Origin of the sequence: Mesorhizobium sp. B2-4-19 (assembly GCF_006441315.1) — a bacterium.
Classification (GTDB): Bacteria; Pseudomonadota; Alphaproteobacteria; order Rhizobiales; family Rhizobiaceae; genus Mesorhizobium.
This window is the reverse complement of record NZ_VFUV01000017.1, coordinates 63,223-80,414: the sequence shown is the minus strand read 5'-3', so window position 1 is coordinate 80,414 and position 17,192 is coordinate 63,223. Positions and strand designations below refer to the sequence as shown.

Sequence of the window (17,192 nt, the reverse complement as noted above, 5' to 3'; positions counted from 1 at the left end):
TATGCCCGCCGTACTGCGCCTTGCTCCTTGGATTTCACCATCAATAGCCGCTCGGGCAGCGATCGACATAGACGTGGCCGTTGCTGTCGCGGTAGCGGCAGCGGCCCGGTTCGCTGGCCCGGCCGATCAGGGCGCCCGCCACGGCGCCGACGGCGCCGCCGACCACGGCACCCTGGACAGGATTGCTCGCCACCGCGGCACCGACAGCCGCGCCGCCCAATCCGCCCACGGCCGCGCCCTTTTCCGTTTGCGAGCACGCGCCCAGCGCCATCGCCAACATCAGAATGGTAATCGCCTTCGTCATCATGAAATCCTCTCTCTCACGCGGATCGCCGTCCTCGCCGCTATTTGGTTAACTCGCGGGCGGCTGATTTGATCCCTGGGAGAGTGAAGATTGGCCGGCTTAGCGTCGACGACGGTTTCGGCACTTGCGATCAAGGTTTTGAAATTGTTAGCCTTTGTTGCTCCGTTGCCTGCTTCAGATTGGCCAGGCCGGCCTCGAAATCCTTGCCGATCAGCTTGTCGAAGTCCATGAATAGGCCCATCAGCTTGGCGATGAACGGTCTTGCGCCGCGCATCGCCCAGGTGACGGTTGTGGCGTCGCCCGATGGCCTAAGCGAAAAATCGACGCTGTTGTTGGCCCGGAACGGCCTCTCGAAATCGAGCTTCAGCGCGACCAGCGAGGACGGCACCGAATTGACGATCTCCATGCGGCCGGCGCCGGCCTTGGAATTGCCTTCCCAGGCATAGACCGCACCCTTGCCGCTTTCGGCGCCGGAAAGCGTGCGCTTCATCCGCGGGTCGAGCTTTTCGAAGGGCGACCACTCCGGCCAATGCTTGAAATCATTGATCAGCGGGAAGATCGCTTCGGCCGGCGCCTTGATGCTGGTCGAGCGGCTGACGACGAAGTCGTTCGGCCGCGTGGCCGCATAGATAAGCACCGCGAGGATAATGACGAGGACGATGATGATGATAATGGCAAGCATCTTGGTCTCCTCAGGTTTGCTTGTTGAACGGGATCAGTGCGCGCACCCTGGGGTCGCGCAGGTACAGGCCGCCCCACAGGATGAGGCCGAGATAGACGCCGAACAGCGTGTGCGAGAACAGCGGATTGCCGATCCGCGCATTGGTGGCGATGGCGCCGCCCATATAGGCGGTGAGCAGGATGGCGCCGAGCACCGAGGTGCGCGGCAGCGCGTAGAGCGCGGTCGCGATCAGGCCGATGACGCCGAGCAGGCGCGCGACATTGGCGTCGGCCGGCCAGCCGAGCGGCACCATCGCCTGGGCGACGATGTCAAGCGGCGGCAATTTGATGACGCCGTCGAAGATCATGAACAGCACAATGACGCCGCTGAGTGCGCGGCCGGTCCACAGGGCGCCCGGCGAAACGGGCGCGGCTTCGGAAATGCTCATGGTGTTTCCTCCTGAGTTTCGAGCCCTTTTTTGCCAGGGTCGAACCAAGGACGCGGCATGAGGCGGCGATCCGACACGGTCGGATTCTTTTTGGCGCCGGTACAACGAAGGCCTTCCGTGGCGATCCTCTGTCCCGTCAACCGATCGCGGTTCTGTACTGCTACGAAAAATAGAACTTTTCCGCCGGCAGCATCTTGGGCGGCGTCTCGCCCAGCGCCTCGAACACCGAGATTTCGCAGACGCGGCACAGGCCGTCCAGCGCGAGGTCGTTGGCTTCGGTGCCGAACGGGTCCTCGAGCTCCTCCGAAAGCGCATCGAGGCCGAAGAAGGTGTAGGCGATCAGCGCCGTGAACAGCGGCGTCGCCCAGCCGGTGGTCGAGATCAGCCCGATCGGCAAAAGCAGGCAGACGATATAGGCCGTGCGATGCACCAGCAGCGTATAGGCGAAGGGCAAGGGCGTGCCGGCGATCCGCTCGCAGCCGGCCTGGATGGCGGTGATCGACGCCAGCCTTTCATCGAGAATGCGGAAGCCGATCGGATCGACGTCGCCCGCCCGGCGCTGCGCATTGGCGCGCCGGCCCATGCGCCGGACCATCTCGTCGGCCGGATTGGCGAAATTCGCGACCGCCTCCGCCTCGGCGTCGATGAAGGCGCGGGCGTCGTTGATGCTGTCGGTCTTGCGCAACTGGCCGCGCAGGAAATGGCAGAAGGCCAGCGCCTCCATCAGCAAGGCGCGCTGTTCGGCCGGATCGGGAATGAGGCTGGTCGTGGCGCGCGCCAGATTGCGGATCTCGAAGACCAGCGTGCCCCACAGCTTGCGCGCTTCCCACCAGCGATCATAGGCGGCGTTGTTGCGGAACGACAGATAGATGGACAGCGTCACGCCCACCAGCCCGAAGGGCGTGATGTTGAAGACGCCGAGATCGAGTTCGAACCATCGCGCCAGGGCCAGGATGACCGCCGAATAGACGGCGAAGCCGAAGATCTGCGGCAGGATGCGCGGCACCACGGAGCCGCGCATGATGAAGAACAGCTGCAGGAAGTTGGGGCGCGGGCGAACGATCATGGACGGCCTTTCACGGACCGGCATCGGCCCTGAGCTCCTCTATTGTGCGATGCGAGGGATCCGCAAGCCCGGCCGCCAGCGACATCGCGATGTCGTGCGCGGTGCGCGGACTATCGGCATGTGCCGGTTGCGGATATTGAGAAGTCTGTTGCCCGTTCCCGTTCAGGCGAGAGAAATGACCGGCGAGACCGATCTGAAGACATTGTTGGCGTCGATGACGCCCGAATTGCTCGACGGCATCCATGTCTTCGCCACGCTGGCGCCGGGCATTTCCCAACCCGATGGCCTCGACCCGGTGATGGTGTTTCGCGAGCGCGAGGGCACGACGCTGATCGTGACCGAGGACGCGGCGAAGGCAGCCGGGCTGAGCGCCTCGTTCCGCTGCCGGATGATCACGCTGAACATCCACTCATCGCTGGAAGCCGTCGGCTTCCTCGCCGCCATCACCACGCGGCTCGCCGCCGCCGGCATGGGCATCAATCCGGTCTCGGCGTTCTACCATGATCACCTGTTCGTGCCGGCGGAGCGGGCGGAGGAGGCGCTCGGGCTGCTTCATCGGCTGGCCAAGGACAGCGCCGGCTGAAATCAACGCCTGCGGACGTACAGAATATCCGGCAGGCCTTCCTCGTTGGTGGTGCCGTCGCCGAACGCTTCCGCGCGGAACCCATGGCGCTCATGGAAGCGCCGGGCGCCGGTGTTGGCCTGGAAGCAATGGAGTTTCACGACCGGCAAAGCAGCGGTCGCGTCGATCAGCAGCCGGCTGCCTATGCCTTGCCCCGTCCAGGCCGGGTCGAGGTAGAGCTGCTCCACCCAATCGCCACTGACGGCAATGAAGCCGACAATCTCGCTGCCGGCTTCGGCGACCGTCACCTGCTGCCGTGGCAGCACGAGGTCGTGGAGGAAGGCGAGGTCCTCGGCCGGCGTATGGATGACCGGCATCCAGTCGAAGGCGTTGAGCGCCGCCCGCATGAGCCCGGCGATGGCAGCGGCATCTGAGCCGGCGGCCGGACGCAGAGTGACAGGCCGAGCACCGTCCATAAAGTAAGCTCAATCTGAGGGGCAGGTGCGCGCTTTCCCTTCTCACCTTGTGGAGAAGGAAAGGGTGCCATAAGCCCGCGACAGCGGGCCGCCGGTCGTCCGGCGCGCCCGCGCAGCGCCAGCCGCGCAAGCGGCGGTGCGGCCCGTGAGCGAAAAAAGAACCGCCGTCAGGCCGCCTTCTTCTTCGGCTGGATCAGGCCGCGCTCGACCAGGAGCTCGGCAATCTGCACCGCATTGAGTGCGGCGCCCTTGCGCAGATTGTCGGAGACAACCCACATCGACAGGCCGTTGTCGACGGTCGAATCCTCGCGGATGCGCGAGATGAAGGTGGCGTCCTCGCCGGCCGATTCCAGCGGCGTGATGTAGCCGCCGTCCTCGCGCTTGTCCAAGACCTGGCAGCCCGGCGCGTCGCGCAGGATGTCGCGCGCCTCGTCGGCGGTGATCGGCTTCTCGAACTCGATGTTGACCGCTTCCGAATGGCCGATGAACACCGGCACGCGCACGCAGGTCGCCGTCAGCTTGATCTTGGGGTCGAGCATCTTCTTGGTCTCGGCGACCATCTTCCACTCTTCCTTGGTGAAGCCGTCGTCGAGGAAGACGTCGATATGCGGAATGACGTTGAAGGCGATGCGCTTGGTGAACTTCTTGACGTCGACCTGGTCGGCGACGAACACCGCACGGGTCTGGGTGAAAAGCTCGTCCATGCCTTCCTTGCCGGCGCCCGATACCGACTGGTAGGTGGCAACGACGACGCGCTTGATGGTGGCGAAATCGTGCAACGGCTTCAGCGCCACGACCAGCTGCGCGGTCGAGCAGTTCGGGTTGGCGATGATGTTCTTGCGCGTGAACAGCGAGATCGCGTCCGGATTCACTTCCGGCACGATCAGCGGCACGTCCTGGTCATAGCGGAAGGCCGACGAATTATCGATGACGACGCAACCCTGCTTGCCGATCTTCGGCGACCATTCCTTGGAGACATTGCCGCCGGCCGACATGACGCAGATGTCGGTGTCGGAAAAATCATACTGGTCGAGCGCCTTGACCTTCAGCGTGCGGTCCCCGAACGACACTTCCGTGCCCTGGCTGCGCCGCGACGCCAGCGCCACCACTTCGCTTACCGGAAAGCCGCGCTCTTCCAGTATGTTGAGCATTTCCCGGCCCACATTGCCCGTGGCACCGACGACTGCAACCTTGAAACTCATAAAGATCTCCTGTCCCTCTCCGCTTGGTTTTGGAGAAAACCCGCCGGCCAATGCGGGTTCCGTCCCCCGGGCCGAACCCGGGAGAGGGTGGTTAGGCCAAGGGAATCACACCGTTTTGGTGGTGGTTTTTTTGCCGGTTTTTTTGGCCAAGAATGGGGTTTTGCTGGAACGAGGGGACGCGCCGACGCGCCCGGCCCAATGGTTCGCATTGAGGCTGGGGGCATCGAATGCAAGAAGAGCCATCAGAAGGCCGCGCATCGAAACTGTCCTGTTCGGAGCCGGCTTTTACGCGGTTTGCGTCAAGAGTCAATCGCGATGCGCCCTGTGTGGCAGTCTGATGGCGGCCGGCTTACAAGCGAGATAGGGAATCGGGGACATGGCAACGCCGTTCGAAGCGAGCGAATTGAGAAGACCTGACGCACTGCCTTACAAAACTGATATAGAAGAATACGGTCACACCGGAGCCTTGGGGCACCATGAATTGGCCCAATCGTGGGGATATTGCCGGCATCTTCATTATCGCGGCTCTTTTGGGCAGCATTTTCTATGTTTGGGTATTCCATCCTGGGCTATCGCAAAAGCCGAACTATGGCTTTGGTCCGGAGTGGGAGTGCCTTCCTATGCAAAAAGGTGATCCGATCTGCTTCAAGCGCCCGGCCACAAAAACCGAAAGCCAGATTTCAAACTAACCCATTGCCGGGCGCGCCCTGTACATTGGAAGCGACGCGAAGTACGAACGACACGATCGTTCGGCTCGTGGCGCTGCCAGGTAGCGCTCGCCGACAGATGACCCGTTACTGGGCATAAAAGAATCCGAATTCCGAAAGAGCGAGATGTCCAACTTTGAAGGTATTGTCCCGGCGCTGGCACAGGCGCTGGAAAAACGCGGCTATTCCGAACTGACGCCGGTGCAGAAGGCGGTGCTGGAACTCGGCCAGGCCGATGCGCTGGTGTCGGCGCAGACCGGCTCCGGCAAGACCGTGGCCTTCGGCCTTGCCATGGCGCCGACGCTCCTCGACGGCGCCGAGCGTTTTAGCCCGGCCACGGCGCCGCTGGCATTGGCGGTGGCGCCGACGCGCGAGCTGGCGCTGCAGGTGACGCGGGAACTCGAATGGCTTTACGAGCCGACCGGCGCCACGGTGGCGTCCTGCGTCGGCGGCATGGACATGCGCACCGAGCGGCGCGCGCTGGAGCGCGGCGCCCACATCGTCGTCGGCACGCCCGGCCGCCTGCGCGACCACATCACCCGCAACTCGCTCGACATGTCGGGTCTGAAGGCGGTGGTGCTCGACGAGGCCGACGAGATGCTCGATCTCGGTTTTCGCGAGGACCTCGAATTCATCCTCGATGCAGCGCCGGCCGAGCGCCGCACGCTGATGTTCTCGGCCACCGTGCCACGCTCCATCGCCACGCTGGCGCAAGGCTATCAGCGCGATGCCGTGCGCATCTCCGCCGCCGGCGAGGAAAAGCAGCATCTCGACATCGAATACCGGGCGCTCAATGTCGCCCAGGCCGACCGCGAGAACGCCATCATCAACGTGCTGCGTTTCTATGAGGCGAAGAACGCACTGGTGTTCTGCAACACGCGCGCCGCCGTCAATCATCTGACCGCACGCTTCAACAACCGCAATTTTTCGGTCGTGGCGCTTTCGGGCGAGCTCAGCCAGAACGAGCGCAGCCATGCGCTGCAGGCGATGCGCGACGGCCGCGCAAAAGTCTGCATCGCCACCGACGTCGCGGCGCGCGGCATCGACCTGCCCAACCTCGAACTGGTCATCCACGCCGACCTGCCGACCAATCCCGAAACGCTGCTGCACCGCAGCGGCCGCACCGGCCGCGCCGGGCGCAAGGGCGTCAGCGCACTGATCGTGCCGGGCAGCGCCCGCAGGCGCACCGAGCGGCTGCTGCAGAACGCCGGCCTCAAGGCAACCTGGGCGAGCCCGCCCTCCGCCGACGATGTCATCCGCCGCGACGACGAGCGCATCCTCGCCGACGCCGCCTTCGACGAGCCGGTGAAGGACGACGAGCGCGCTTTCATCGACGCGCTTCTCGCCAAGCATGGCGCCGAACAAGTGGCGGCCGCTTTCGTGCGCCAGTGCCGCGCCAGCCGCTCGGCGCCCGAGGATCTCATGGACGTCGCGCCGTTCACGCCTTCGCGTGAAAGACTGGCGCGCGAAAGACCGGCCGGCGAAAATTTCGCGCAGCGCGACGAGGCGCCGAGCCGCCGTGACGATTTCGGCGCCAGCGTCTGGTTCTCGCTGTCGGTCGGACGCAGGCAGAATGCCGAGCCGCGCTGGCTGATCCCGATGCTGTGCCGCACCGGCAGCATCTCGAAGCGCGAGATCGGCGCCATCAAGATGCAGCCGGAAGAAACCTTCGTGCAGATCGCCGCGGACTGGGCCGACCGTTTTCTCGCCGCCATCGGGCCCGACCGCAAACTGCAGGGCAACATCGTGGTCAAGCGGCTCGACGGCACGCCGGACCTGTCGCGGGCCGGCTATCAGCCGCCCAGCCCCGACAAGAAGCCGCATCGCGGCAAGGCGCCATTCGACCCGAACGCGCCGAAGCGCAAATTCGAGAAGCGCGGACCGGCCTCGGTCGACCAGCGCCCGGCAGCCGCGCATGAGGCAAAGCCGTGGGCGAAAAAGCCGGGCAAGCCGAAATTCGACAATGCCGGCCCGCCGAAGCACAAGAAGCCGAAGAAGCGGCCTTCGTGACCCCTGCGAACGCCGGGACGCGCTTTCTTTGGTCTGCCTTGGCGAAGACGGCTGCACGTCAAGCCTTATGCTCGATCTGCCGCTAATATGGTAGCCATGCCGCACGGTCTTGCCCGAGGGATCGGCCCTGTGCCACATCTTGGCGGGGACGCGGCGACAAGGGGGGTGGGTGATGCGTGGCGAAGTGCTTCACTATGACGAGGACCAGGGTTTCGGCTTCATTACCGGAGCCGACGGCAACCGCTACACATTCACCCGCGAGAACCTTCGCCGGCAAACCGCGATGCCCAAGGGCACGGCGGTCGAGTTCCAGCCGGGCGGCGGCCAGGCGCGTGACGTTTTCTCGATCGCCACCCAGGCCGCAAGCCCGGCCGCCGGCATAAACCCCGCACCGGCTCAGGCCAGTCCCTTACCCGCGGCCGCCGCAGCGCCGGCACAGCATTTCGGCCGGACGGCCGAGCCTTCAGAGCCCACCGATCTCTGGTCCTATTTCTGGGGCGGTGTGACCCGGAACTACTTCAATTTCGCCGGCCGCGCCCGGCGCAAGGAATATTGGGGCTATTGCCTGTTCTGGACGATCGCGTTCCTGGTGATCGTCGGCATAGGCGTTTTCACCGATGCCGAGATAGGCAATTTCGACAACGCCGAGGTGCCGGCGATGACGGTGGGGCTTTTCGGCATGTTCCTGCTGGCCACCTTCCTGCCCAGCCTCGGCATGATCGTGCGCCGCCTGCACGACCTCGGCCTGACCGGCTGGCTCTGCCTGCTCATCCTGATCCCGACCTTCGGCAGCCTGATCATCCTGGTCTTTGCATTGATCCCGACACAGGGGCGCGAAAACCAGTGGGGGCCAGTGCCGGCGGGGGTCAGAGTTTAGCATGGCGTGCATATTGCACTTATGAACAACCCTGGGTAGCATGCTGGCGAGGCGATGCAGGGGGAAAGCAATGCGCGGTACGGTGTTTCACTACGACGCGGATCAAGACTACGGTTACATCGACGGCGCTGACGGCAAGCGCTATTTTTTCACACGGACGGATCTGAGCCGGGAGACAGCCCTCGTCCGAGGCCGTCTTGTCGAATTCCAGCCGGACGACGGAACAGCGCGCAACATCGTCGCCGCGAGTTCGCCCGCACCCTCGGCGACCCCTGGCCAGCCTGACCTTGACACTGAAACCCGGCCCACTCGTTCCACAGGACTGTGGGCATACTTCCTGTGCACGGTCAGTGTGGATTTTTTCAATTTCAACGGACGCGCCCGCCGCAAGGAATACTGGGCCTTCTGGCTGTGCTCGACCATCCTGGTGTTTGCCATGCTGGGTTTCGGGATACTCGTGGATCTTGCCGTCAACGGTTTCCGCGACGTTCCGAGCAGGAATGCGATCGGATTCCTGCCCTTCTTTATTTTCGCGTTGGCACTCAACCTGCCCTGGATCGCGCTTGCCGTGCGACGTCTTCACGACTTCGGCAAGAGCGGCTGGTTTGTCTTGCTCTGCTTCATCCCAGGCATCGGTGGCATAGCCGTGCTGGTCTTCGGGCTTGTGCCATCCCAGGCGGGCAAGAACGCCTGGGGGCCGGTGCCCGCGGGGGTCAGAGTTTAATCGCCAGTTTCCCGACAAAAGGGGAATTCACTCCCCAAAAGCGGTCGTTCGGCCGAACTTCGTCACGGCTGAAGATTCCTCTTGCAATTTAATCCGTGCACAGATAGTCTGTGCACAGATTGAATGATCGATCAGGCAAGACGAATGGAGCCAGGACAATGTGGAGCAATGAATACACCGCGATTTCCTCCCTTCCCGCAGCAGCCATCTGGAACGCGCTGAAGGCGTTGCACGAGGGCCGCCTCACCTATGAAGGGTCCGACACTTTCGTGCTGCACGGCCCGTTCGCCAAGGGCACCCGCGTCTCGGTGACGCCGGTCGGGCAGGACACGTTCGAATCGACCATCGTCGATCTCGTCGATAACGTCACCTATGCCGACGAGACCACGTTCGGTGACACGAAATTGCTGTTCCGGCACACGCTGGTGCCGGTCGAGGGCGGCACGCAGGTGACGCACCGGCTGGAAATTTCCGGCCCCTCGGCGGCCGAGGTCGGACCCGAACTCGGCCCGCAGATCAGCGGCGATTTCGACGTGTCGATGGCCAAATTGTTCGAGCAGGCAAAGGAGTTGGCGAACGGTGGCTGATGGACAGGATTTGAAGACGCGCTTCAGCGGACCTTCGGAGAGCCCCGGCTTGTTGTTGTGGCGAACCACCATGCGCTGGCAGCGCGTCATGACGGCGGCACTGGCGCCGCTCGACCTGACACATGTCCAGTTCGTGCTCTTGGCCTCCGCCATGTGGCTCGGCCGCAATGGCGAGCCGCCCAACCAGGTGCAGCTCGCCGCCCAGGCAGGCACCGAGGTGAAGATGACCTCGGACGTCGTTGCCCGGCTCGAGGCCAAGGGTTTGATCGCGCGGGAAGCCGACCCCGGGGATTCGCGTGCCAAGGTGATCCGCGTCACCCCGGCCGGGGCCGCCGCCGCGCAGCGCGCCATCGTTGCCGTGGAAACCGCCGACGCGGCCTTTTTCGAACCGGTGGACGAAGCACAGCTCGTCGGCCTGCTGCAGCAGCTGGCCGGCGAAATACGCTAGAGCAATTCCAGGAAAAGTGTGAGCGGTTTTCCGTCCGGAATTGCGTCAAAACAAAGAGTTAGAGCGGTTCGCCGTTTCCATGAAACGGTGAAACGCTCTGAGTGAGCGGGTTAACCCAGGAACTTGGCGATGATCGCGTCGCCCATCTCGACCGTGCCGACCTCGGTCATGCCCGGCGAGAAAATGTCCTTCGTGCGCAGGCCCTGATCGAGCACGGCGGCGATCGCGCCTTCCAGCCTGTCGGCCTCATCGACCATGCCGAAGGAATAGCGCAGGCACATGGCGAAGGAAGCGATCATGGCGATCGGGTTGGCGATGCCCTTGCCGGCGATGTCGGGCGCCGAGCCGTGCACGGGCTCGTAGAGCGCCTTGCGCTTCTTGGTCTTGACGTCTGGCGCGCCGAGCGAGGCGGACGGCAGCATGCCGATCGAGCCGGTCAGCATGGCGGCGATGTCGGACAGCATATCGCCGAACAGATTGTCGGTGACGATGACGTCGAACTGTTTTGGCCAGCGCACCAGCTGCATGCCGCCGGCATCGGCCAGCATGTGATCGAGCTTGACGTCGGAGTAGCGCGCCTTGTGCGTCTGGGTGACCACCTCGTTCCACAGCACGCCCGACTTCATGACGTTGCGCTTTTCCATCGAGGTCACGTGGTTCTTGCGGGTGCGCGCCAGTTCGAAGGCGACGCCCGAAATGCGCTCGATCTCGAACGTGTCGTAGACCTGCGTGTCGATGCCGCGCTTCTGGCCGTTGCCGAGATCGATGATCTGCTTGGGCTCGCCGAAATAGACGCCGCCGGTCAGTTCGCGCACGATGAGGATGTCGAGGCCTTCGACCACCTCCTGCTTGAGTGATGAGGACGCGGCGAGTGCCGGATAGCAGATGGCCGGGCGCAGATTGGCAAACAGCTCCATGTCCTTGCGTAGCCGCAGCAGGCCGGCCTCGGGGCGCACCTCGTAAGGCACGGCATCCCATTTCGGTCCGCCGACCGCGCCGAACAGCACCGCGTCCGCCGCCATCGCCTTGGCCATGTCGGCATCGGAGATCGCCGCGCCATGCGCGTCGTAGGCGCAGCCGCCGACTAGGCCCTCATCGGTGGCGAAGCCGCTGCCGAGCTTTTCGTTCATGGCCGATATCAGCTTCTTGACCTCGGCCATGGCCTCGGGGCCGATGCCGTCGCCGGGGAGCAGGAAAAGATGCTTCGTTGCCATGGAAAAACCGTCCCAGAAAGATTTGAACCGCGGCCTTGCTAAACGCCAAGCGCTTGCGGCGCAAGCCTGCGGTTCAGAACCGCGATCACCGATGTGAGAGAATGTTCACCAGCCGACCCAGGGGATCGCGCACATAGAAGCGCCGCACGCCCCACGGCTCGTCGGCCGGGCCGTATTCGATGGCGAAGCCGGCGGCCTTCATGCCTTCGAGTGCTGCCTCGACATCGTCGACCTCGATCGACAGGTCCGGCACCGGCGTGCCGGAGCCGCCTTGCGCCATGAAGGAGACCTGCACCTGCATCTTTTCCTCGGAGCCGTAAGTGGCGATCCAGCCCTGGTCCATCAGCACGTCGAGGCCAAGCACATCATGGTAGAAGCGCTTCGCCGCCGCCGCATCCTGCGTCTCGATATTGGCCACGATGCGCCGGACCTTCATGGTCTCAGCGCCCCGGAGCCGAGCGTCGCAGCGCCGTGACTTCGATCTCGATCTTCATCTCCGGCTTGTTGAGCTGGCACACGATCATCGTCGCCGCCGGCCTGATGTCGCCGAATGTCTCGCCCAGGATCGGGAAGACCACGTCCACAAAGGCCTGGGCGGTGATGTAGTAATGCGCCCGCACCACGTCTGACATCTCGAAGCCGCCATCGGCCAGCGCCTTGCCGATCGTCGCCAGGCAGTTGCGCGTCTGCGCCTCGACCGTCTCCGGCATCGTCATCGTCGCGTAATCATAGCCGGTCGTCCCGGAGACGAAGCACCAGTCGCCCTGCACCACCGCGCGCGAATAGCCGGCGGTCTTCTCGAAGGGCGAACCGGTGGAGATCAGTTTGCGCATTGGGGGCCTCCTTGGATTGTGGGCCTGCATCTAGCAGGCGGCTCGGCGCGGGTCGTGGGCCAAGCAGGGCGGACCATTGTCACGACGCCGCCGCGGAGATTAGCCGGAGGCTCCCTTCCGTCGTCATCCTATGGCGAAGCAAGGAGCGTAGCGACGCAGCGCAGACCCCTGGATGACGAAAGCGCGGGGCCGCCCCTAATTCGCCGACGACAGCGCCTTATCCAGCGCTTCCTTGACGTCGGCCGGCCATGTCGCCACCGCCGGCCAGGCGTTCGGCTGGCCATTGTCGCCGCGGCGGGCGAAGTAGAGCTTGTGCTTGGTCGGATCGACCGCCATGAAGCCGTCATTGCCGCCGCAATCATGCGGCACGCAGCCACTGGCATAGAAGGCGCCCGACGCGGTCTTTTCCGTACCGCCGCCGACCAGCAGGCTGGTCGCCATGTCGGGCATGTCCTTGCCGAGCAGCTTTTCGGCTTCCTTGTAGACCGCCTCATTGTGGAAGGCGTCGATGATGTTGTCGTATGTCGAAGGGTCGATGTCTTTCCAGTCGGTCCCGGGTTCCGGCATGTAGGTCAGATTGCCGGAGGTGGTCAGACCCGATGTCGGCGACCACTGCAGGGTCGGCTTCTCGTCGCCGGGCAGCAGGTAAGGCACGAAATAGATGGCGCTGTCGGAGATCGCCGCCGGCGGCGCGCCGCATTCGTCCTGCTCGACCGTCGTGGTCTTGATCTCGCCGTCCTTCGGCTTCCAGACGATGACCTTGGCCGGGCCGCATTGATTGCCGCCGTCGCCGACATCGACCAGCGCCACGTTGACGTCGCCGATCTTCACGATCCTGTCGAAGAAGACATCGTAGTTGCTGGCCAGCTGCTTGCCGTCATAGGCGAGCACCTTCTCGCCGTCCTGCTCCGGCTGCGTGATGGTCAGCTGGCCGCCCTCGAACGGTATCGGCGCCTGCTTGTCGTCGTCGGCGGGCGCCGCGTCGCTGGTGCTCGACGATCCCTGGTCGGTCGCCGGTTGTTCGGCCGGCTTCTGGGCTGCCGCTGGCGTCTGCGTCTGCGCAAAGGCGCTCACGCTGGGCACCAGCAACAAAACCAAGCCGCAAACGCCGGCAAGAAGCGAACGTGCCATGACTGTCCCTCCCCTCAGTCGCCACCAAACCCGGCTTGAAAGCGGCCGGGCCTATCGTCGGACGGTGCCGCTCAGGCCCAGGGGCGCTGTTCGGCGTTACGCTTCTCGAACGAGGCGATGGCGCCGGCCTTCTCCATGGTCAGGCCGATATCGTCGAGCCCGTTGAGCATGCAGTGCCGCTTGAAGTCGTCGAGGTCGAACTTGACGACGCCGCCATCGGGGCCGCGGATTTCCTTGGCTTCGAGATCGATCGACAAAGTGGCGTTCGAGCCGCGCGAGGCGTCGTCCATCAGCTTTTCGAGATCCTCGGGGCTGACGGTGATCGGCAGCACGCCATTCTTGAAGCAGTTGTTGTAGAAGATGTCGGCGAACGAGGTCGAGATGACGCAGCGGATGCCGAAGTCGAGCAGCGCCCACGGCGCGTGCTCGCGGCTCGAGCCGCAGCCGAAATTGTCGCCGGCGACCAGGATCTGCGCCTTGCGGTAGGCTGGCTTGTTGAGCACGAAATCCGGATTTTCCGAACCGTCGTCATTGTAGCGCATCTCGGCGAACAGGCCGGTGCCGAGGCCGGTGCGCTTGATCGTCTTGAGATAATCCTTCGGGATGATCATGTCGGTGTCGACATTGACGATCGGCATCGGAGCGGCGACGCCGGTGAGCTTGGTGAATTTTTCCATGGCTTTTGCCCGTGTTTTCGTTGCGGGGGATTTGCTGATGCCCCGTTTACACAAAGCCGAGGGCAAATAAAAGGCAACTGTTCGTGCGCGCTGGCACAAGGGGCATACCACAAAACGACTTCGAATTCGCGAAGCGATGGTGCAGTCTGGTCGGCATGGCTGAAAACCCCCATGTCCTCTACGCAAGCGAGCCCGCGCTCGACGTCGCCGAATTCCGCCGCGTGCTGGTGGAATCCGGCCTCGGCGAGACACGGCCCATCGATGATCCCGCCAGGCTGCGGGCCATGCTGTCCGGCGCCAATCTTGTGCTGACCGCGCGCCTCGACACCGAAGGCAAGCCGCTGGTCGGCGTGGCGCGCGCGGTCACCGACTTCTCCTGGGTCTGCTACATCTCGGAGCTCGCCGTCTCCCGATCGGCGCAGGGTCTCGGCGTCGGCAAGGGCCTGATGGACGAGGCGCGGCGGCAGCTTGGGCCGTCGGTCGCCATCAGCCTGATTTCCATGCCGGCCGCCGTCGGCTTTTACGAACGCATCGGCATGAAACGCATGGCCGACGCCTTCTGGTTCTCCCGCAAGGGCTGACTTTTTCTCCCGTGGCCGCGCCCAACCGCTCATGGCGTGCGATCTTGCCGCTTGACATGCAACCAAATGGTTGCATATTAAAGCCATGAGCATGGATGCAGTCTTTCGCGCCCTGGCCGACCCGACGCGCCGGCAATTGCTGGACAACCTCCATGCCCGGAACGGGCAGACGCTGAACGCACTGTGCGCGGAGATGGACATGACACGCCAGGCGGTGGCCAAGCATTTGGCCATCCTGGAGGAAGCCAACCTCGTCACCACGCTGCGCAAGGGACGCGAGAAGCAGCACTACCTCAACCCGGTTCCGATCAACGAGATCGCCGAACGCTGGATCGGCAAGTTCGAGCGCCATCGGCTGGATGCATTGAGTGATCTGAAGAAACGCCTCGAAAGGGAAGACTGATGAGCAACAGCTTCGTTTACGTGACCTACATCCGCACGACGCCCGAAAAACTCTGGGAGGCGCTGACCGACCCGGAGTTCAACCGGCAGTTCTTCCTCTGCTCCTATCAGGAGAGCGAGTGGAAGGTCGGCTCCAGCTGGAAACTGATCTTCCCCGACGGCCGCGTCGCCGATTCGGGCGAGATCCTCGAGATCGACCCGCCCAGGCGCCTGGTCATCAAATGGCGCAACGAATGGCTGCCGGAGGTCAAGGAAGACGGCTACACGCGCTGCACCTTCGCCATCGAACAGGACGGCGAGCTGATGAAGCTTGCCGTCACCCACGAGGCCGACGGCCCGCACCGGCTGATCCCGAATGTCTCCAAGGGCTGGCCGCTGGTGCTGGCCAGTCTCAAGAGCCTGCTTGAGACCGGCAAGGGTTTCGAGCGCCCGCCATCGAAAGGGTGAAAGGCTCGTTTCGATACCGAAACAAAATGGAGGCACCGATGATGCACATCCTCGGGATACAGAGCATGACCAATGGCGAGACGATCATGGCGTCGGCCGAGATCGAAGCGCCCGCGGAACGCATTTTTCGCGCGCTGGTCACGAGAGAAATCGAGCACTGGTGGGGGTCAGCCGACACCTACCGCATGGCCGACTGGTCGGCCGACCTTCGCGTCGGCGGCCGCTGGTCGGTTGTCGTCCGCACGGCCGACGGCAGGGAGCTGCCGGCCGGCGGCGAATTCCTCGAGATCGAAGCGCCGCGCCGGATCGTGCAGACGCGGGCCTATGGCTGGGACCATCCGACGCTTGGCCGGCGGCAGACCACGGTCGCCTGGCTGCTTGAGCCGAGCGCCAGGGGCACGCGCCTCACCATATGCCATGGCGGTTTTGCCGGGCGCAGCGATGCGGCGGCCGAGCATGCCGAGGGCTGGGGCCGGGTGCTGGCCTGGCTGCAGGCTTATGTCGAGGCCGGAAGACTGGCTGCGGCTTAGGCGCCTCTTCCTTCTCCCCCTTGTGGGAGAACCGGCCGCTTCGCTCAAATCACGTTCAATTCGCGGAACGCGCGTCCCTCGGCCACCCGCTCATAGCCGAACGCCGAGCAGTCGATCGTCCGGTACCCGCCATGCACCAGGAACTCGGCCAGCGCCTTGCCCACCGCCGGCGCCTGCTGCAGGCCGTGGCCGGAAAAGCCGTTGGCGAAGATGAAATTGCCGACCTCTGGATGCGGCCCGATCACCGCGTTCTGGTCGAGCGTGTTGTAGTCATAGTGCCCGGCCCAGGCGTGGGTCGCCTTGATTGCCTCGAAGGCGGGAATACGGGTCGCCAGCACCGGCCAGATCACCTCTTCGAACAGCGGCCAGTCGACTTCGAAATCGCTGGGGTCGGCCGGGCCGTCGCCTTCTTCAGGCTCGGCGCCGCCGGTGAGATAGACCGAGCCTTCCGGCCGCACATAGATGCCGGAGGGATCGACCAGCAGCGGCATGTCGGCATATTTCTCGCGCGCTTCGAAGACGAAGACGTTGCGCTTGCGCGGCTCGACCGGCAGCGCCAGCCCGGCAAGAGCCGCGACCTTGCCGGCATTCGGCCCGGCGGCGTTGACGACGATGCCGGCCTCCAAGGTCTGGCCATTGTCGAGCGAGACGCCGGTGACGCGGTTGCCGTCGCGCGCAATGCCGGTGACCGACGCGGCGATGAAGTCGATCTTCTTGTCGCGCAGCGCCTTGCGGAACAGCGTCAGCATGGCATGCGCGTCGAACCAGCCTTCGCCGGTCCGGCCATAGGCGCCGGCGGAGATGCCTTCGGTCGACAGCCAGGCAAAGCGCCGCGTCAGCTGCTCGGCGTCCTCGAGCACGATGTCGGCGCCCTCGGCGACCTGCGCATCATGGTTTGCCTTGAGCACCGGCAGGCCGTTCTCTCCGGCCAGGATGAGATAGCCGCCCTCGCGGAAACCGATATCGGCATCGGTGCCGAACGTCTCCTTCAGCCGCCGGAACAGTTTCAGCGTGAATTGCGACAGGCGGATGTTTTCGGGAATCGAGAATTGCTGGCGAATCGAGGCCATGGACAGCGTCGTCGCCGCATGGGCGAATTGCGGATCGCGCTCGATGAGCGCGATGGAGCCGCAAAACCCTTCCTCGCGCAGATAATAGGCAATGGAGGACCCGACGATGGCCCCGCCGATGATGACGATGTCGTAGCGCACGCTTAATGCCTCTCCAAGCCTGGAGCATGATCCCGAAAAGTGGCCGCCGGTTCTCTCGGACAAACGGTTTCCGTTTGTCCAGAGATCATGCTTC

At 64.0% G+C, this 17,192-nt stretch carries 24 protein-coding genes; 11 read left to right on the top strand and 13 right to left on the bottom strand.

The window, feature by feature from the left end; all coding sequences use genetic code 11:
• Positions 1-40: 40 nt before the first annotated feature.
• The 4 genes from FJ546_RS24400 to FJ546_RS24385 all read right to left on the bottom strand — a co-directional run bounded on the left by FJ546_RS24400 (position 41) and on the right by FJ546_RS24385 (position 2,479).
• Entirely contained in the window at positions 41-304 is a 264-nt protein-coding gene (locus tag FJ546_RS24400) for a YMGG-like glycine zipper-containing protein (RefSeq protein WP_140891714.1), read from the bottom strand.
• A 130-nt stretch (positions 305-434) separates the two neighbouring features.
• Entirely contained in the window at positions 435-986 is a 552-nt protein-coding gene (locus FJ546_RS24395) for an SRPBCC family protein (RefSeq protein WP_140891653.1), read from the bottom strand.
• 10 nt (positions 987-996) lie between these two features.
• Positions 997-1,413 (bottom strand): DoxX family protein, encoded by a 417-nt coding sequence (locus tag FJ546_RS24390; RefSeq protein WP_140891652.1) that lies wholly within the window; start codon positions 1,411-1,413, stop codon positions 997-999.
• A 160-nt stretch (positions 1,414-1,573) separates the two neighbouring features.
• On the bottom strand, positions 1,574-2,479 hold the full coding sequence (locus tag FJ546_RS24385) for a bestrophin family protein (protein ID WP_140891651.1): 906 nt from the start codon (positions 2,477-2,479) through the stop codon (positions 1,574-1,576).
• A 175-nt stretch (positions 2,480-2,654) separates the two neighbouring features.
• Between FJ546_RS24385 and FJ546_RS24380 the strand changes: the two genes are divergently transcribed.
• Positions 2,655-3,062: an ACT domain-containing protein gene (locus FJ546_RS24380; RefSeq protein ID WP_140891650.1), complete on the top strand. Its 408-nt coding sequence runs from the start codon at positions 2,655-2,657 to the stop codon at positions 3,060-3,062.
• A 2-nt stretch (positions 3,063-3,064) separates the two neighbouring features.
• On the opposite strand, the gene FJ546_RS24375 is transcribed toward FJ546_RS24380, so the two are convergent.
• From FJ546_RS24375 to FJ546_RS31335, 3 genes are all read right to left on the bottom strand, one after another.
• Positions 3,065-3,517: a GNAT family N-acetyltransferase gene (locus FJ546_RS24375; RefSeq protein ID WP_140891649.1), complete on the bottom strand. Its 453-nt coding sequence runs from the start codon at positions 3,515-3,517 to the stop codon at positions 3,065-3,067.
• Positions 3,518-3,684: 167 nt separating this feature from the next.
• Positions 3,685-4,719 (bottom strand): aspartate-semialdehyde dehydrogenase, encoded by a 1,035-nt coding sequence (locus tag FJ546_RS24370; protein ID WP_010912399.1) that lies wholly within the window; start codon positions 4,717-4,719, stop codon positions 3,685-3,687.
• A gap of 105 nt (positions 4,720-4,824) precedes the next feature.
• Positions 4,825-4,977, bottom strand: coding sequence for a hypothetical protein (locus FJ546_RS31335; protein WP_181168067.1), 153 nt, complete (start codon positions 4,975-4,977; stop codon positions 4,825-4,827).
• Positions 4,978-5,195: 218 nt separating this feature from the next.
• Here FJ546_RS31335 and FJ546_RS24365 point away from each other — a divergent pair, with 218 nt between their 5' ends.
• The 6 genes from FJ546_RS24365 to FJ546_RS24340 all read left to right on the top strand — a co-directional run bounded on the left by FJ546_RS24365 (position 5,196) and on the right by FJ546_RS24340 (position 10,072).
• The gene (locus tag FJ546_RS24365) at positions 5,196-5,408 is read left to right on the top strand and encodes a hypothetical protein (protein ID WP_140891648.1); all 213 of its coding nucleotides are present in this window, start codon (positions 5,196-5,198) and stop codon (positions 5,406-5,408) included.
• A 144-nt stretch (positions 5,409-5,552) separates the two neighbouring features.
• Positions 5,553-7,436 (top strand): DEAD/DEAH box helicase, encoded by a 1,884-nt coding sequence (locus tag FJ546_RS24360; protein ID WP_140891647.1) that lies wholly within the window; start codon positions 5,553-5,555, stop codon positions 7,434-7,436.
• Between the two features lie 172 nt (positions 7,437-7,608).
• Positions 7,609-8,313, top strand: coding sequence for a DUF805 domain-containing protein (locus FJ546_RS24355; protein WP_140891646.1), 705 nt, complete (start codon positions 7,609-7,611; stop codon positions 8,311-8,313).
• A gap of 70 nt (positions 8,314-8,383) precedes the next feature.
• Positions 8,384-9,037 (top strand): DUF805 domain-containing protein, encoded by a 654-nt coding sequence (locus FJ546_RS24350; RefSeq protein ID WP_140891645.1) that lies wholly within the window; start codon positions 8,384-8,386, stop codon positions 9,035-9,037.
• A gap of 158 nt (positions 9,038-9,195) precedes the next feature.
• Positions 9,196-9,624, top strand: a complete 429-nt coding sequence (locus FJ546_RS24345; RefSeq protein WP_140891644.1) for a polyketide cyclase — start codon at positions 9,196-9,198, stop codon at positions 9,622-9,624.
• On the top strand, positions 9,617-10,072 hold the full coding sequence (locus FJ546_RS24340; RefSeq protein ID WP_140891643.1) for a MarR family winged helix-turn-helix transcriptional regulator: 456 nt from the start codon (positions 9,617-9,619) through the stop codon (positions 10,070-10,072). Before FJ546_RS24345 ends, FJ546_RS24340 begins: the two co-directional genes overlap by 8 nt.
• Positions 10,073-10,182: 110 nt before the next feature.
• Here the strand turns inward: FJ546_RS24340 and leuB are convergent, their stop codons facing one another.
• The 5 genes from leuB to leuD all read right to left on the bottom strand — a co-directional run bounded on the left by leuB (position 10,183) and on the right by leuD (position 13,927).
• Positions 10,183-11,286, bottom strand: coding sequence for a 3-isopropylmalate dehydrogenase (leuB, locus tag FJ546_RS24335; protein WP_032932300.1), 1,104 nt, complete (start codon positions 11,284-11,286; stop codon positions 10,183-10,185).
• 85 nt (positions 11,287-11,371) lie between these two features.
• Positions 11,372-11,722, bottom strand: coding sequence for a VOC family protein (locus tag FJ546_RS24330; protein ID WP_140891642.1), 351 nt, complete (start codon positions 11,720-11,722; stop codon positions 11,372-11,374).
• Positions 11,723-11,726: 4 nt separating this feature from the next.
• Positions 11,727-12,119: a RidA family protein gene (locus tag FJ546_RS24325; protein ID WP_140891641.1), complete on the bottom strand. Its 393-nt coding sequence runs from the start codon at positions 12,117-12,119 to the stop codon at positions 11,727-11,729.
• A gap of 195 nt (positions 12,120-12,314) precedes the next feature.
• Positions 12,315-13,250, bottom strand: coding sequence for a hypothetical protein (locus tag FJ546_RS24320; protein ID WP_140891640.1), 936 nt, complete (start codon positions 13,248-13,250; stop codon positions 12,315-12,317).
• 71 nt (positions 13,251-13,321) lie between these two features.
• A complete protein-coding gene (gene leuD / locus FJ546_RS24315) occupies positions 13,322-13,927 on the bottom strand; it encodes a 3-isopropylmalate dehydratase small subunit (RefSeq protein ID WP_096451815.1) in 606 nt (201 codons plus the stop codon).
• A 155-nt stretch (positions 13,928-14,082) separates the two neighbouring features.
• Here leuD and FJ546_RS24310 point away from each other — a divergent pair, with 155 nt between their 5' ends.
• From FJ546_RS24310 to FJ546_RS24295, 4 genes are all read left to right on the top strand, one after another.
• The gene (locus FJ546_RS24310) at positions 14,083-14,508 is read left to right on the top strand and encodes a GNAT family N-acetyltransferase (protein WP_140891639.1); all 426 of its coding nucleotides are present in this window, start codon (positions 14,083-14,085) and stop codon (positions 14,506-14,508) included.
• Between the two features lie 91 nt (positions 14,509-14,599).
• Complete coding sequence (locus FJ546_RS24305) at positions 14,600-14,911, top strand: metalloregulator ArsR/SmtB family transcription factor (RefSeq protein ID WP_210243121.1); 312 nt, start codon at positions 14,600-14,602, stop codon at positions 14,909-14,911.
• Positions 14,911-15,357 carry an SRPBCC family protein gene (locus FJ546_RS24300; RefSeq protein ID WP_140891637.1) on the top strand — a complete coding sequence of 149 codons (447 nt, stop codon included), beginning with the start codon at positions 14,911-14,913 and terminating at the stop codon, positions 15,355-15,357. The genes FJ546_RS24305 and FJ546_RS24300 overlap by 1 nt, the downstream gene beginning before the upstream one ends.
• A gap of 38 nt (positions 15,358-15,395) precedes the next feature.
• Positions 15,396-15,887, top strand: coding sequence for an SRPBCC domain-containing protein (locus FJ546_RS24295; RefSeq protein ID WP_140891636.1), 492 nt, complete (start codon positions 15,396-15,398; stop codon positions 15,885-15,887).
• Between the two features lie 44 nt (positions 15,888-15,931).
• Here FJ546_RS24295 and FJ546_RS24290 read toward each other — a convergent pair whose 3' ends face one another.
• On the bottom strand, positions 15,932-17,098 hold the full coding sequence (locus FJ546_RS24290) for an FAD-binding oxidoreductase (RefSeq protein WP_140891635.1): 1,167 nt from the start codon (positions 17,096-17,098) through the stop codon (positions 15,932-15,934).
• Positions 17,099-17,192 lie beyond the last annotated feature (94 nt).